We start from the raw sequence: 14,610 nt of genomic DNA on the forward strand, positions 1-14,610 counted from the left end.
TCAAGCCTCCTCTCGGTCACTGTCAGTATTCGTCCCACCACTGACAATCAGCTCGCGCTCGGTGCGGGACCGCCTGCGCGGTACGGGTGCCAGGTGCTGGCCGGGCTTGGGCGGTACGGGGAATCCGCCCGCCAGCGGGTCGAAGGGCTCGGCGTCGTGCGCCGCCCCGGCGGCCGCCGTCTTCTTCTCCCGCTTGTCGCGGAAGACGTCCGCGACGAAGGAGAGGAGCAGGATCGCCACGACGGCACCGCCGACGTACAGGACGATCTCGCTGAAGTCGTACGCCTCGTTGCGCAGCGCCCGGACGGTGGCCACCAGCATCAGCCAGACCACCGAGACGGGGATCAGGACCTTCCAGCCGAGCTTCATCAGCTGGTCGTAGCGCACGCGGGGCAGCGTGCCGCGCAGCCAGATGAAGAAGAACAGCAGCAGCTGCACCTTGAGGACGAACCAGAGCATCGGCCACCAGCCGTGGTTCGCGCCCTCCCAGAAGGAGCTGATCGGGTACGGGGCCCGCCAGCCGCCCAGGAAGAGGGTGACCGAGACCGCCGAGACGGTGACCATGTTGACGTACTCGGCCAGCATGAAGAGCGCGAACTTGATGGACGAGTACTCGGTGTTGAAGCCGCCGACCAGGTCGCCCTCGGACTCCGGCATGTCGAAGGGGGCCCGGTTCGTCTCGCCGACCATCGTGACGACGTAGATGATGAAGGACACCGGCAGCAGGATGATGAACCAGCGGTCCGCCTGCGCCTCGACGATCGCCGAGGTCGACATCGACCCGGAGTAGAGGAAGACCGAGGCGAAGGCCGCGCCCATCGCGATCTCGTAGGAGATCATCTGCGCGCAGGAGCGCAGGCCGCCGAGGAGCGGGTAGGTCGAGCCGGAGGACCAGCCGGCCAGGACGATGCCGTAGATGCCGACCGAGGCCACCGCGAGGATGTAGAGCATCGCGATCGGCAGGTCGGTCAGCTGCATCGTGGTGCGCTGGCCGAAGATGGAGACCTCGTCGCCCGGCGGCCCGAAGGGGATCACCGCGATGGCCATGAAGGCCGGGATCGCCGCGATGATCGGGGCCAGGACGTAGACGACCTTGTCGGCCCGCTTGACGATCAGGTCTTCCTTGAGCATCAGCTTCACGCCGTCGGCGAGCGACTGGAGCATGCCCCAGGGGCCGTGCCGGTTCGGGCCGATGCGCAGCTGCATCCAGGCGACGACCTTGCGTTCCCACACGATGGAGAACAGCACCGTCACCATCAGGAAGGCGAAGCAGAACACCGCCTTGACGACGACGAGCCACCAGACGTCCTTGCCGAACAGGGACAGGTCCTCGGCAGCGAGTTGAACGGTGTTCACGCGCCCACCTCCGCAGTGGTGTCGCCTGCGCCGGCCGGGGTCGCCGGGCCGATGCGTACGAGGGTGCCCGGGCGGGCGCCGGCATCGGCGAGGACGCCGGAGCCGGTGGAGTTCAGCGGGAGCCAGACCACGCGGTCGGGCATCTCGGTGATCCGGAGCGGGAGTTCCACGGAGCCGGCCGGGCCGGTGACGGCGAGGACGTCGCCGTTCTTGACGCCGGTCTCGGCGGCCGTGGCGGCCGACAGCCGGGCGCTCGCCTCGTGCCGGGTGCCGGCCAGGGCGTCGTCGCCCTCCTGGAGCCGGCCGAGGTCCAGCAGCAGCCGGTGGCCCGCGAGGACCGCCTCGCCGATGCCGGGGCGGGGCTGGGGAACGGTGTCCGCGCTCTGCGCGGCGGCGCGCCCGCCGGTCCACGGGCCGAGCCGGTCGATCTCCCGGCGTACGGCGTGCACGTCGGGCAGGGCGATCGGCCGGTCGGCGGCGTCGGCCAGCATGTGCAGCACGCGGGCGTCGGCCGGGGCGAGCCGGCGGGTCATCTGATCGGGCTTGAGGGCGGCCTCGAACGGCCGGACCCGACCCTCCCAGTTGATGAACGCGCCCGCCTTCTCGGCCACCGCGGCGACCGGGAGGACCACGTCCGCGTGCTCGGTGACCTCGCCGGGCCGCAGTTCCAGGGAGACCACGAAGGCCTCCTGGAGGGCGGTCCGCGCGCGGGCCGGGTCCGGCAGGTCGGTGACCTCGACGCCCGCGATCAGCAGGGCCGAGAGCTCCCGGGTGGCCGCGGCCTCGACGATCTGGCCGGTGTCGCGTCCGTAGCGGTGCGGGAGTTCGTCCAGGCCCCAGGCGGTGGCGACCTCGTCGCGGGCCCGCGGGTCGGTGGCGGGGCGGCCGCCCGGCAGCAGGGACGGCAGCGCGCCCGCCTCGACGGCGGCCCGCTCACCGGCCCGGCGCGGGATCCACACCAGGGTGGCCCCCGTGACGCCGGCGGCCCGTACGGCCGCGGTCAGCGCGCCCGGCACTCCGGCGAGGCGCTCCCCGACGAGGATGACCGCGCCGGGCAGGCGCAGCGCCTCGGCGGCCTCGGCGCCCCCGGTCTCCAGGCCGGTCCGGGAGGCCAGCGCGTCGAGCCACTCGGGCTCGGTGCCGGGAGCGGCGGCCAGCAGGCGGCCGCCGGCCTTCTCCAGGCCGCGGGTGGCGAAGGGGGCGACGGAGAAGGTCCGCTGCTTGTGCTTGCGGTGGGCCTTGCGCAGCCGCAGGAAGACGCCGGGGGCCTCCTCCTCGGCCTCGATGCCGACGAGCAGCACCGCCGGGGCCGCCTCCAGGGCGGTGTACGAGAGCCACTGCCCGCCGAGGTCGACCCCGTATCCGGCGACCTCCGAGGCCAGGAACTCGGCCTCCTCGGCGCTGTGCACGCGGGCCCGGAAGTCGATGTCGTTGGTGTCGAGCACCACCCGGGCGAACTTGGCATAGGCGTAGGCGTCCTCGACGGGGAGCCGGCCGCCGGTCAGTACGCCGGCCCGGCCCCGTGCGGCGGCCAGTCCGTTCGCCGCGGCCTCCAGGGCCTCGGGCCAGCTCGCCGGTTCCAGCACTCCGGCGGCACTGCGCACCAGCGGGGTCGTCAGCCGGTCCGGGCGCTGCGCGTAGCGGAACCCGAAGCGGCCCTTGTCGCAGAGCCACTCCTCGTTGACCTCGGGGTCCTCGGCGGCGAGCCGGCGCAGCACCTTGCCGCGGCGGTGGTCGGTGCGGGTCGCGCAGCCGCCCGCGCAGTGCTCGCACACGCTCGGGGAGGAGACGAGGTCGAAGGGGCGGGAGCGGAACCGGTAGGCGGCCGAGGTGAGGGCGCCGACCGGGCAGATCTGGATGGTGTTGCCGGAGAAGTACGACTCGAAGGGGTCGCCCTCGCCGGTGCCGACCTGCTGGAGCGCGCCGCGTTCCAGCAGCTCGATCATCGGGTCGCCGGCGATCTCGTTGGAGAAGCGGGTGCAGCGCGCGCACAGCACGCACCGCTCGCGGTCCAGCAGCACCTGGGTGGAGATGGGGACCGGCTTCTCGTAGGTGCGCTTCTTGCCCTCGAACCGCGATTCGGCGTTGCCGTGCGACATCGCCTGGTTCTGCAGCGGGCACTCGCCGCCCTTGTCGCAGACGGGGCAGTCCAGCGGGTGGTTGATGAGCAGCAGCTCCATCACCCCGCGCTGGGACTTGTCGGCGACCTCGGAGGTCAGCTGGGTCTTGACGACCATGCCGTCGGTGCAGGTGATGGTGCAGGAGGCCATCGGCTTGCGCTGGCCCTCCACCTCGACGATGCACTGGCGGCAGGCGCCGGCCGGGGAGAGGAGGGGGTGGTCGCAGAACCGCGGGATCTCGATGCCGAGCTGCTCGGCGGCCCGGATGACGAGGGTGCCCTTGGGCACGGACAGTTCGACCCCGTCGATGGTCAGCGAGACGGTGTTCTCGGGTGGAACCGCCGCTCCGCCCCCGGAGGCCGCTGGAGTGGTGACGGTCATGCGTTCACCTCCGTGTCGGCCCAGAGGGTCGACTTCCTGGGGTCGAAGGGGCAGCCCTTGCCCGTGATGTGCTGCTCGTACTCCTCGCGGAAGTACTTGAGCGAGGAGAAGATCGGGCTGGCCGCGCCGTCGCCGAGCGCGCAGAAGGACTTGCCGTTGATGTTGTCGGCGATGTCGTTCAGCTTGTCGAGGTCGGACATGACGCCCAGGCCGGCCTCGATGTCGCGGAGCAGCTGGACCAGCCAGTACGTGCCTTCGCGGCACGGCGTGCACTTGCCGCAGGACTCGTGGGCGTAGAACTCGGTCCACCGGGTCACGGCCCGCACCACGCACGTCGTCTCGTCGAAGCACTGGAGGGCCTTCGTGCCGAGCATCGACCCGGCGGCGCCCACGCCCTCGTAGTCGAGCGGGACGTCGAGGTGCTCGTCCGTGAACATCGGGGTGGAGGAGCCGCCCGGGGTCCAGAACTTCAGCCGGTGCCCGGGGCGCATGCCGCCGCTCATGTCGAGGAGCTGGCGCAGGGTGATGCCGAGCGGGGCCTCGTACTGGCCGGGGCCGACGACGTGTCCGGAGAGCGAGTACAGCGTGAAGCCGGGGGACTTCTCGGTCCCCATCGACTTGAACCAGTCCTTGCCCTTGTTCAGGATCGCGGGAACCGAGGCGATGGACTCCACGTTGTTGACGACAGTGGGGCACGCGTAGAGCCCCTCGACCGCCGGGAAGGGGGGACGCAGCCGGGGCTGGCCGCGCCGCCCTTCGAGGGAGTCGAGCAGCGCCGTCTCCTCGCCGCAGATGTACGCGCCCGCGCCCGCGTGCACCGTGATGTCGAGGTTGCGCCCGGTGCCGTCGATGTCCTTGCCGAGGTATCCGGCCGCGTACGCCTCGCGCACGGCCTCGTGCAGGCGCCGCAGTACGGGCACCGTCTCCCCGCGCAGGTAGATGAAGGCGTGCTCCGAGCGGATCGCGTAGCAGGCGATGATCATTCCCTCGATGAGGGAGTGCGGGTTGGCGAAGAGGAGGGGGATGTCCTTGCAGGTTCCCGGCTCCGACTCGTCCGCGTTCACCACGAGGTAGTGCGGCTTGCCGTCGCCCTGCGGGATGAACTGCCACTTCATCCCGGTGGGGAAGCCGGCGCCGCCGCGGCCGCGCAGGCCCGAGTCCTTCACGTAGGCGATGAGGTCGTCCGGGGTCATCGCGAGGGCCTTGCGCAGGCCCTCGTACCCCTCGTGCCGCCGGTAGGTCTCCAGCGTCCACGACCGCGGCTCGTCCCAGAAGGAGGACAGCACGGGGGCGAGGAGCTTCTCCGGGCTGGTCCCTCCGCCGGTCTCCGGGTGGGAGGTGCCCCCGTTGCCGCCGTTGCTCAGTTCGGAAGACACCGACATCACTCCCCTCCCTCGGTGGTGGCCTCGCCGCGCGGGTGGACGATCGGGGTGTGCGCGGATTCGCCGCGCGCGATGCGCAGCCCGATCAGGGAGGCGGGGCCGGCGCCGCCGGTCGCCTCGACCGCGCCCTCGCGCTCGTCCGGGAAGCCGGCCAGGATCCGGGCGGTCTCCTTGTACGTGCACAGCGGGGCGCCCCGGGTCGGGGAGACCTCGCGGCCGGCCAGCAGGTCGTCGACCATGGCCTTGGCGGACTGGGGGGTCTGGTTGTCGAAGAACTCCCAGTTGACCATCACCACGGGGGCGAAGTCGCAGGCCGCGTTGCACTCGATGTGTTCGAGGGTGACCTTGCCGTCGGGGGTGGTCTCGTTGTTGCCGACGCCGAGGTGCTCCTTGAGCTCCTCGAAGATGGCGTCGCCGCCCATCACCGCGCACAGGGTGTTCGTGCAGACGCCGACCTGGTAGTCGCCGGAGGGCCTCCGCCGGTACATCGTGTAGAAGGTCGCCACGGCCGTGACCTCGGCGGTGGTCAGGCCCAGTACCTCGGCGCAGAACCGGATGCCGGTGCGCGAGACGTAGCCCTCGACGGACTGGGTCAGGTGCAGCAGCGGCAGCAGCGCGGAGCGGCTGTCGGGGTAGCGCGCGATGACTTCCTTGGCGTCGGCTTCGAGGCGCTCGCGTACCTCCGCCGGAAAGTCGGGGGCCGGTAGCTGGGGCATGCCCAGCGAGACCCCTTGGTTCGAAGGACTGGCGGTCATCGGTCGACGCCTCCCATCACGGGGTCGATGGAGGCGACGGCGACGATGACGTCGGCGACCTGGCCGCCCTCGCACATCGCTGCCATGGCCTGCAGGTTGGTGAAGGACGGGTCGCGGAAGTGGACCCGGTAGGGGCGGGTGCCGCCGTCGGAGACGACGTGCACGCCGAGCTCGCCCTTGGGGGACTCGACGGCCGCGTACGCCTGGCCGGCCGGTACCCGGAAGCCCTCGGTCACCAGCTTGAAGTGGTGGATGAGGGCCTCCATGGAGGTGCCCATGATGTTCCTGATGTGGTCGAGCGAGTTGCCGAGGCCGTCGGGGCCCATGGCGAGCTGCGCCGGCCAGGCGATCTTCTTGTCGGCGACCATCACCGGTCCGGGCTCCAGGCGCTCCAGGCACTGCTCGACGATCCGCAGCGACTGGCGCATCTCCTCCAGGCGGATCAGGAACCGCCCGTAGGAGTCGCAGCTCTCAGTGGTCGGCACGTCGAACTCGTAGTTCTCGTAGCCGCAGTACGGGTCCGACTTGCGCAGGTCGTGCGGCAGGCCGGCGGAGCGCAGGATCGGTCCGGTGGCGCCGAGCGCCATGCAGCCGGTGAGGTCGAGGTAACCGACGTCCTGCATGCGGGCCTTGAAGATGGGGTTGCCGGTGGCGAGCTTGTCGTACTCCGGCAGGTTCTTCTTCATGGTCTTGACGAACTCGCGCAGCTGGTCGACGGCGCCCGGGGGCAGGTCCTGCGCGAGGCCTCCGGGGCGGACGAACGCGTGGTTCATGCGCAGTCCGGTGATCAGCTCGAAGATGTCGAGGATCAGCTCGCGGTCGCGGAAGCCGTAGATCATGATCGTGGTCGCGCCCAGCTCCATGCCGCCGGTGGCGATGCACACCAGGTGGGAGGAGAGCCGGTTGAGTTCCATCAGCAGGACGCGGATGACGGTGGCGCGGTCCGGGATCTGGTCGGTGATGCCGAGGAGCTTCTCGACGCCGAGGCAGTACGCCGTCTCGTTGAAGAACGGCGTCAGGTAGTCCATGCGCGTCACGAAGGTGGTGCCCTGCGTCCAGTTCCGGAATTCGAGGTTCTTCTCGATGCCGGTGTGCAGGTACCCGATGCCGCAGCGGGCTTCGGTGACCGTCTCGCCGTCGATCTCCAGGATCAGGCGCAGCACTCCGTGGGTGGACGGGTGCTGCGGACCCATGTTGACGACGATCCGCTCGTCGTCGGCCTTGGCCGCGGACCGGACGATCTCGTCCCAGTCGCCGCCGGTGACGGTGTAGACGGTGCCCTCGGTCGTCTCGCGAGCGGAGGCGTGGTTGGACGTGGACATCAGCTGTACGACCTCCGCTGGTCGGGAGCCGGGATCTGGGCGCCCTTGTACTCGACGGGGATGCCGCCGAGCGGGTAGTCCTTGCGCTGCGGGAAGCCCTGCCAGTCGTCCGGCATCATGATCCGGGTGAGGGCCGGGTGCCCGTCGAAGATCAGGCCGAAGAAGTCGTACGTCTCGCGCTCGTGCCAGTCGTTGGTCGGGTAGACGGCGACGAGCGAGGGAACGTGCGGGTCGCTGTCCGGGACGGACACCTCCAGCCGCAGGATCCGGCCGTGCGTGAGCGAGCGCAGGTGGTAGACGGCGTGCAGCTCGCGGCCCTTGTCCCCGGGGAAGTGCACTCCGGAGACGCCGGTGCAGAGCTCGAAGCGCAGGGCGGGGTCGTCGCGCAGGACGCGCGCGACCCGGACGAGGTGCTCGCGGGCGATGTGGAAGGTGAGTTCGCCCCGGTCGACCACCGTCTTCTCGATGGCGTTCCCGGGGAGCAGGTCCTGCTCCTCCAGGGCGCCTTCGAGCTCGTCGGCGACCTCGTCGAAGTAGGAGCCGTAGGGCCGGCTCGTCGCGCCGGGCAGGGCCACGGTCCGCACCAGGCCGCCGTAGCCGCTGGTGTCCCCGCCGCCCGCGGCACCGAACATGCCCTTGCGGACGCCGATGACCTCGGGGCCCTGGTCACGCGGCGCAGGGACGTTGCTGCCGTTGCTGCCGTTCTCCGGCTCTTGGGTCTCGCTCACCGGAGCAGCCCCTTCATCTCGATGGTGGGGAGGGCCTTGAGGGCCGCCTCCTCCGCCTCACGGGCCGCTTCTTCCCGGTTCACACCGAGCTTTCCGCCCTGGATCTTCTGGTGGAGCTTGAGGATCGCGTCCATCAGCATCTCGGGGCGGGGCGGGCAGCCGGGAAGATAGATGTCCACCGGCACGATGTGGTCGACGCCCTGGACGATCGCGTAGTTGTTGAACATTCCGCCCGAAGATGCGCAAACCCCCATGGAGATGACCCATTTGGGAGCGGGCATCTGGTCGTACACCTGCCGCAGCACCGGCGCCATCTTCTGACTGACCCGCCCGGCCACGATCATCAGATCGGCCTGGCGCGGGGAGCCGCGGAAGACCTCCATGCCGAAGCGGGCCAGGTCGTACCGGCCCGCTCCGGTGGTCATCATCTCGATGGCGCAGCAGGCCAGACCGAAGGTGGCCGGGAAGACGGACGACTTGCGCACCCATCCCGCGGCCTGTTCGACGGTGGTCAGCAGAAAGCCGCTCGGCAGCTTCTCTTCCAGTCCCATGGAAAATTCAGCCCCTCAGTCCCATTCCAGGCCGCCGCGGCGCCACACGTAGGCGTAGGCGACGAAGACGGTGAGCACGAAGAGCAGCATCTCGACGAGCCCGAAGATCCCCAGGGAGTCGAAGGTGACGGCCCAGGGGTAGAGGAAGACAACCTCGATGTCGAAGACGATGAAGAGCATCGCCGTCAGGTAGTACTTGATGGGGAAGCGGCCGCCACCGGCCGGCATCGGCGTCGGTTCGATGCCGCACTCGTAGGCTTCAAGCTTCGCCCGGTTGTACCGTTTTGGGCCGATCAGCGTGGCCATGACCACGGAGAAGATCGCAAACCCTGCGCCGAGGGCGCCGAGCACGAGGATGGGCGCGTACGCATTCACGCTCCTCGCTCCTTCCAGTCGTCCTTGACCGTTGGACCGCTGCCGGCGCCGCGCGAACCACCCCGCGAAGATCGCGCTCTTCGATCAAGCGCTTGCATGTGAGGCAGTTCACAAGCCGGACTGGTGCGCATCTTATGCCTGCTCGTCTGTGATCTGCGACACGGGTTGCAACACCGAGTTTGTGATCTCCACCACCTGACGAACGATCATGAAGCCCGATGAGTGGTGATCTTCATACGCGAAGCATCCACATGATCACCAAAGGTGACATCCGAGCCCGTTACCGCAGGTAGAAGGCCGCTTGCCCTATCAAACGATTCGACGTGCGGGCAAATTGGCAACAGGGGTGCGTGAGTGATAAGGGGATCGCCGTCGCCCGGTCGGGGGATGCCGTGCGTACCGAGGTGGACACGGGGCGGATACGAGGGGGGCGGGGGTGAATGAGGGGTCGAAGCGGGGGCAGGCGCCGGATCGACGGAAGCTTCTGACGGCCGCGCGCGGGACGACGCGAGTACGTGCTTCCGTTCACGAACCTCTCGGCACGTTCACAGGAAGGTCACGGGAGGGGCACAGCGTCCGCATGGCGTGACGTAGCTGTGACCTGCGCCACTCTGAATCGAGCCTTCCGAAAGAGGGCTTGGCCATCTGTGCGGAGTGATGGTAGGTCAGGGATCAATTAGGACTTAATTCCGAAACCCCATGATCACAGCCTTGCGAGGGCCTGTCCGTTTCGCCCGTTACGGCGTCAATAAGAAGTCGGACGCGCCCGGTTCGCGCCGTTCTCACGCAACTGTGGCGCAACCCACGTTTCTTGAAGGGAACCCGGACGCCCTGATAGCGGTTGTCCTCATGTCCCACACCGCTCACATACCCAGCCACCGGAAGCCCCGCCGTAGCGCCTCGAAGCTCGCGGTCCGCGCCGGAGTTGCCGGTGGCGTCCTCAGCACCCTGGCCATGGCCGGCACCGCGAGCGCGTCCCCGTCCGCAGAGCCCGTGGCCGAGACGACGCTCGAAATGCCGGTCCTCAACCTGGACCTGGGCGCCGACGTCTCCTCCGCCGTCACCGTGGCCGCCGAGAACACCCGTCTCGCGGCCGTCGAAGGCGAACTGACCGCCCAGGAGGAGAGCGCCCGTACCGGCGCCGCCGCCGAGGCGAAGCAGGCCAAGGAAGAAGCCCAGAAGAAGGCCGACGCCGAGAAGGCCGAGAAGACGGCGAAGGAAGAAGCCGTCCGCAAGGCCGAGGCCGAGCGCTCCAGCCGCAGCTCCGGCTCCGAGCGCACGACGCTCAAGAGCACCGCCGCCCCGCAGGGCACCGGCACCGTCTCCGCCCCGGCCACCGGCTCCGCCGCGGCCATCGTCAACTTCGCCCGCGCGCAGGTCGGCAAGGCGTACGTGATGGGCGGCACCGGCCCGTCCTCGTTCGACTGCTCCGGTCTCGTCCAGGCCGCCTACCGCCAGGCCGGCATCAGCCTGCCGCGCATGTCCCAGGCGCAGTCCTCGGCCGGCACCTCCGTGTCGCTGAGCGCCCTGCAGCCGGGCGACATCCTGTACTGGGGCTCCAAGGGCAGCGCCTACCACGTCGCCATCTACGTCGGCGGCGGCAAGTTCGTCGGCGCGCAGAACCCCAGCACCGGCATCGTCGAGCGCAACCTCAGCTACGACAAGCCGACGGGCGCCGTCCGCGTCCTCTGAGCACCGCTCAGTTCACGGCTCCGGGCCGGGCACAGGAGTGTCGTCCCGCCCGGACACCGTGAGCCCGGCCTGATCGACAGGACACGCCGCAGGGCCGGTACTCCCCCGCTCGGGGGTGGAGTACCGGCCCTGGGGCCGTTCTTCGTGCCGTGCGGGCCGCCAGGGGGCGTCCACGGCCGTTCTCAGCCCAGTGAGGCCGCCAGCTCGAAGCGGGCCTCCCGCTGCCTCTTGTAGAGCGCGAGCGTCTCGGCGTGCTCCTCGACGAGCCGCTCCTGGTAGGCCTTCTCGACCGCGCCCCAGATGCCGACGAGGTTCACCTCGCGCTTGCACGCGACATCGGCCTTGGCCGCCGTCACGGCCTTCGGGCCGCCCTTGTCGTCCTCCAGGCCCAGCTTCTCCACGACGTCGTACGGCGATGCGATCCCGGCGTATCCCGACTTGTCCATGCATGACGACCACTTCGTGACGGCGTCGACGACCCGGGAGTCCTGCCGGGAGCGGTCGTGCGCCTCCGAGGCCAGCCCGAACGTGAACAGCAGGTCCACGCTGTCCTTGGTCGGGGCGTACAGCTTGCGGTACCCCTCCCGCCCGCAGCCACCGGCCGGCACCTTCTGCCCGGCCGCCGTCAGACCGCTGTCCACCTGCGCGGCCTCCTCCTCGGTGTTCGCGTCGGGAGCCGTGCCGCCCTGGGCCCCGGGCCGCTCGCCGTTCATCACCACGTACGCGCTGTCGCTCAACGGAGGCGGGGCGGGCTTCGCCACGCTCCCCTCGCCCGCGGACTTGTCGTACCCGTGGGCCGCCGCGTACGCGGGGTCGGCCAGGCCGAAGAGGTACGCGTGCCGGTCCTCCGCCCCGGCGCCGGCCCCGGCGCCCGCGACCTCGGCCGACCGCACGCCCTCGTAGGTGAACCCGTACCGGGCCATGCACCGGGAGACCAGGGCCTGCTGGACCTGGCCCATCCGGATCCGTTCGGCCTCGGTGTCGGTGTACGCGTCCATCGGGAGGGCGAGCGTGGCGGTCGCCGGGTTCACCTCGACGGGGCCGAGTTCCGGTTCACCGCCCTCGGAGTCGCCGGTCCCGGCGCAGCCGGCCAGGAGGGCGGTCGCCAGGAGGGCGACGACCGGGGCGGCGGGTCGGCTGCGCCGGGAGGTGTTCATCGCGTGGAACTCCTTCTGCCGGATGCGGATTACGGGTGGAGGGTGTACTTGGCCGAGCTGATCTTGTTCTTGAAGCCGGCCGAGGCGTTGCCCGCGTAGTTCGACGGGATCTCTCCGACGTTGCCGCCCAGGTCCTTGTCGGTGCCGACCTTCCAGGCGTAGACGTCCCGGTTCCGGTAGGACTCGGTGGTGTCGTTGATCCAGTTCCCGCTGGCCGAGCAGGAGCCCTGGTACTTGTCGTCGCTGAAGTTCACGTCACTCGTCACCAGGTCGAAGACACAACCCGACTGGTTCTGCCAGTAGTAAAGCCCGAATTCCTGGTTCTCCAGATTTCCGTCGCGCCCCCAGGCAGCCGCCGGACCCGTGGCTGCCAGCAGAATGGCACCCGCCGAAACGACGGCGATGCAACCGGCCGACAGCTTGCGCATTGCGTTGTCCATCACGCTTACCTCACTCTTCGGGTGGAAATCGGGGTGTTCAGGGCGGACCGGAGGTGGCGCATTTCCGCCCGGCGGGGATTCAACAGCGAACCACCGTGCCTGTTCAAGGCTTTTCTCAGCTGATGGACAGTCATATCTGTTGTCCGATAGGTAACTTGTCCCGACCGGCCACAGGTATCTACTATCTGGCGCGCGCTCCCCCACCCGTCAAACGGATGCGCATAATCCACTCCTACCGCCGCAAGGGAAGCCCGTGGTGCAGGCAAGGCATTTGACCTCTCTCCTTCTTCTGTGCATTTCACTGACGGGATGTTCCGGCGGCGGCGAAGAACCTGTGGCGAGCGACAGTCCGCCGCCCACCGCGGAGGAAATCGCCTACTACGACTGCCTGAAGAAGCAAGGCGTGGCGATCGTTTATACGGAATACGATGCTCCGCGCGAGGACAAGTCGAAGCCGTGGAACGACGAGGCGCACCGGGCCTGCGCGCCGATGCTGCCGCCCCCGCCGAAGCCCCAGCCGGCCTCGCCCGCCCAGCTCGCCGCCGCGCGGAAGGAGTCCGCGTGCCTGCGGGCCGAAGGCATCTCCTGGTACCCGGACCCGGACCCGGTCACCGCCCAGATCGACGACCGCAAGGGCACCCCCGAACAGTGGAGCTCGCTCAAGCGCGACCACCTCGACGCGTTGAAGAAGTGCCGGCCGGAGGGATGAGCGGAGCCGAGCGGGTCGTGGAGCACACCGAGGCCCCGGCCACCCCCGAGGAGGACCGCGGCGGACTCGCGCGCGGGCGGCGCGTGGTGCTCACGGTCGTCGGCGGGGCCGCGCTGATGGCGGTCGGCGGGCTGCTGGCGACCACGCTGGTGAAGTCCCCCGCGCAGGTGGCCGCCGAGACCGGCCCGCCCGCTCAGGGGGTCCTGACCGCCGACGTCGAGCGGCGGGTGCTCGCGCAGACCGTGGTCATGCGCGGGACGGTGGTCGCCGACCAGAGCGTGGCCGTGTCCCCGCAGGGGGTGCGCTCCGGCGAGGGGGCGGGCACGGCCCTGGTGACCAAGCTGCCGCTGAAGGCCGGGGATCCGGTCACGGCGGGCCGGCTGATCGCCGAGGTGTCGGGGCGGCCGGTGTTCACCCTGCACGGGGCGCAGCCGATGTACCGCGACCTGAAGCCCGGATCCACCGGCGACGACGTCGCGCAGCTGCAGCGGGCGCTGCGCGAGCTCGGGCACGGCACCGGCGGCGACGCGAGGGGTGTCTTCGGGGCCGGTACGAAGGCCGCGCTCACCGCCCACTACCGGGCGATCGGGTACGAGCCGCTGCCCGCGGTCGCCGACGGGGGCGCGGCCCTGAAGGCGGCGCGGGAGGCCGTGCGGTCCGCGACCTGGGCCGTGGAGGACGCGAGCAGCCCCGCCGGCGCCGCGGGCACTCCCGAGGGGACCGGCCCCGGGGGCAAGGGCGGGGCCACGCCGGGCCCCGGCGCGTCGGCGAGCCCCGCGCCCGGTGCCGGTGCCGCACCCGGTGCCGCACCCGGCCCCGGGGCCGGTCGGGAGCTCGCGCGGGCGCGGCAGGCCCTCGGCGAGGCCCGGGCCGCGCTCGCGGCCGCCGAGGCCGCCGACGGGCCGATGCTGCCCACCGCCGAGGCCGTGTTCCTCAGCTCCCTCCCGGCCCGGGTCAGCTCCGTCGGCGCCCGCGCGGGCTCCCCCGTGTCCGGGCCGGTGCTGACGCTCTCCGGCGGCGAACTCGTCGTCGAGGCCTATCTCAAGGACGACAAGAGGCAGCTGCTGCGTGCCGGGATGACCGTGGTGATCTCCTCCGAGGTCTCGGGCACCGATGTCCGCGGCTCGGTGGCCGCCGTCGCCACCGAGCCGTCCGCCGCGCAGCCCGCCGGTCCAGGGCCGCAGCAGGACCTCGGCCAGAACCCCAAGGGCGGCGGGAACGGCGGCACGGGCGGCAGCGGCGGCGCCGACCTCGGCTACCGGATGGTGGTCCGCGCCGACCGGCCGCTGCCCGCCGGCTTCGCCGGGCAGGACGTCCGGCTGACCGTCGAGTCCGCCGCCACCGACGGGGAGGCGCTCGTCGTCCCGGTCACCGCCGTCTCGGCGGGCGCGGACGGCCGTACGGTCGTCACCGCCGTGTCCGCAGAAGGCACCCAGCGGCGCATCGAGGTGCGGACCGGCACCAGCGGAGACGGGTTCGTGGCCGTCACACCGGCCCGGGCGGGCGCCCTCGGGGCCGGGACCAAGGTGGTGATCGGGGTCGCGCCCCGGGAGACCCGGGGGAAGAGCAAGTGAGACTCCTGCCCCGACGGTCCCGGCAGTACCAGCAATCCCGGCAATCCCCACAATCCCGGCAGCACCCG

The 14,610-nt window shown here is 70.5% G+C and carries 12 protein-coding genes and 1 pseudogene; 3 read left to right on the forward strand and 10 right to left on the reverse strand.

All coding sequences use genetic code 11. The annotated features are described in order from the left end of the window. From nuoH to ACWG52_RS16055, 8 genes and pseudogenes are all read right to left on the reverse strand, one after another. Nucleotides 1–1,356, reverse strand: a complete 1,356-nt coding sequence (gene nuoH, locus ACWG52_RS16020) for an NADH-quinone oxidoreductase subunit NuoH (protein WP_389807977.1) — start codon at nucleotides 1,354–1,356, stop codon at nucleotides 1–3. Further along, nucleotides 1,353–3,857 carry an NADH-quinone oxidoreductase subunit G gene (locus ACWG52_RS16025; RefSeq protein WP_390138723.1) on the reverse strand — a complete coding sequence of 835 codons (2,505 nt, stop codon included), beginning with the start codon at nucleotides 3,855–3,857 and terminating at the stop codon, nucleotides 1,353–1,355. Before ACWG52_RS16025 ends, nuoH begins: the two co-directional genes overlap by 4 nt. Continuing rightward, nucleotides 3,854–5,239, reverse strand: coding sequence for an NADH-quinone oxidoreductase subunit NuoF (gene nuoF, locus ACWG52_RS16030; RefSeq protein ID WP_030758058.1), 1,386 nt, complete (start codon nucleotides 5,237–5,239; stop codon nucleotides 3,854–3,856). The genes ACWG52_RS16025 and nuoF overlap by 4 nt, the downstream gene beginning before the upstream one ends. Further along, nucleotides 5,239–5,994 (reverse strand): NADH-quinone oxidoreductase subunit NuoE, encoded by a 756-nt coding sequence (gene nuoE, locus ACWG52_RS16035; RefSeq protein ID WP_389807983.1) that lies wholly within the window; start codon nucleotides 5,992–5,994, stop codon nucleotides 5,239–5,241. Before nuoE ends, nuoF begins: the two co-directional genes overlap by 1 nt. Continuing rightward, nucleotides 5,991–7,316 (reverse strand): NADH-quinone oxidoreductase subunit D, encoded by a 1,326-nt coding sequence (locus ACWG52_RS16040; protein WP_389807987.1) that lies wholly within the window; start codon nucleotides 7,314–7,316, stop codon nucleotides 5,991–5,993. Before ACWG52_RS16040 ends, nuoE begins: the two co-directional genes overlap by 4 nt. After that, a pseudogene (locus ACWG52_RS16045) lies at nucleotides 7,316–8,098 on the reverse strand (NADH-quinone oxidoreductase subunit C); the annotation flags it as partial. The gene ACWG52_RS16040 and the pseudogene ACWG52_RS16045, both read right to left, overlap by 1 nt. Then, nucleotides 8,041–8,595, reverse strand: coding sequence for a NuoB/complex I 20 kDa subunit family protein (locus tag ACWG52_RS16050; protein ID WP_030162005.1), 555 nt, complete (start codon nucleotides 8,593–8,595; stop codon nucleotides 8,041–8,043). The gene ACWG52_RS16050 and the pseudogene ACWG52_RS16045, both read right to left, overlap by 58 nt. 15 nt (nucleotides 8,596–8,610) lie before the next feature. Further along, nucleotides 8,611–8,970, reverse strand: coding sequence for an NADH-quinone oxidoreductase subunit A (locus ACWG52_RS16055; RefSeq protein ID WP_030010013.1), 360 nt, complete (start codon nucleotides 8,968–8,970; stop codon nucleotides 8,611–8,613). Between the two features lie 849 nt (nucleotides 8,971–9,819). Between ACWG52_RS16055 and ACWG52_RS16060 the strand changes: the two genes are divergently transcribed. After that, nucleotides 9,820–10,662: a C40 family peptidase gene (locus ACWG52_RS16060; protein WP_301368020.1), complete on the forward strand. Its 843-nt coding sequence runs from the start codon at nucleotides 9,820–9,822 to the stop codon at nucleotides 10,660–10,662. Between the two features lie 182 nt (nucleotides 10,663–10,844). On the opposite strand, the gene ACWG52_RS16065 is transcribed toward ACWG52_RS16060, so the two are convergent. Together ACWG52_RS16065 and ACWG52_RS16070 are read right to left on the reverse strand one after the other, a co-directional pair. After that, entirely contained in the window at nucleotides 10,845–11,819 is a 975-nt protein-coding gene (locus ACWG52_RS16065; RefSeq protein WP_389807993.1) for a hypothetical protein, read from the reverse strand. 29 nt (nucleotides 11,820–11,848) lie between these two features. Next, nucleotides 11,849–12,259, reverse strand: a complete 411-nt coding sequence (locus ACWG52_RS16070; protein WP_389807995.1) for a hypothetical protein — start codon at nucleotides 12,257–12,259, stop codon at nucleotides 11,849–11,851. Nucleotides 12,260–12,593: 334 nt separating this feature from the next. Between ACWG52_RS16070 and ACWG52_RS16075 the strand changes: the two genes are divergently transcribed. Together ACWG52_RS16075 and ACWG52_RS16080 are read left to right on the forward strand one after the other, a co-directional pair. Continuing rightward, nucleotides 12,594–12,968 (forward strand): hypothetical protein, encoded by a 375-nt coding sequence (locus tag ACWG52_RS16075; RefSeq protein ID WP_453128922.1) that lies wholly within the window; start codon nucleotides 12,594–12,596, stop codon nucleotides 12,966–12,968. Beyond that, nucleotides 12,965–14,542 carry a peptidoglycan-binding protein gene (locus tag ACWG52_RS16080; RefSeq protein ID WP_453128923.1) on the forward strand — a complete coding sequence of 526 codons (1,578 nt, stop codon included), beginning with the start codon at nucleotides 12,965–12,967 and terminating at the stop codon, nucleotides 14,540–14,542. The genes ACWG52_RS16075 and ACWG52_RS16080 overlap by 4 nt, the downstream gene beginning before the upstream one ends. Nucleotides 14,543–14,610 lie beyond the last annotated feature (68 nt).

Source organism: Streptomyces sp. CLCI03 (genome assembly GCF_053615355.1).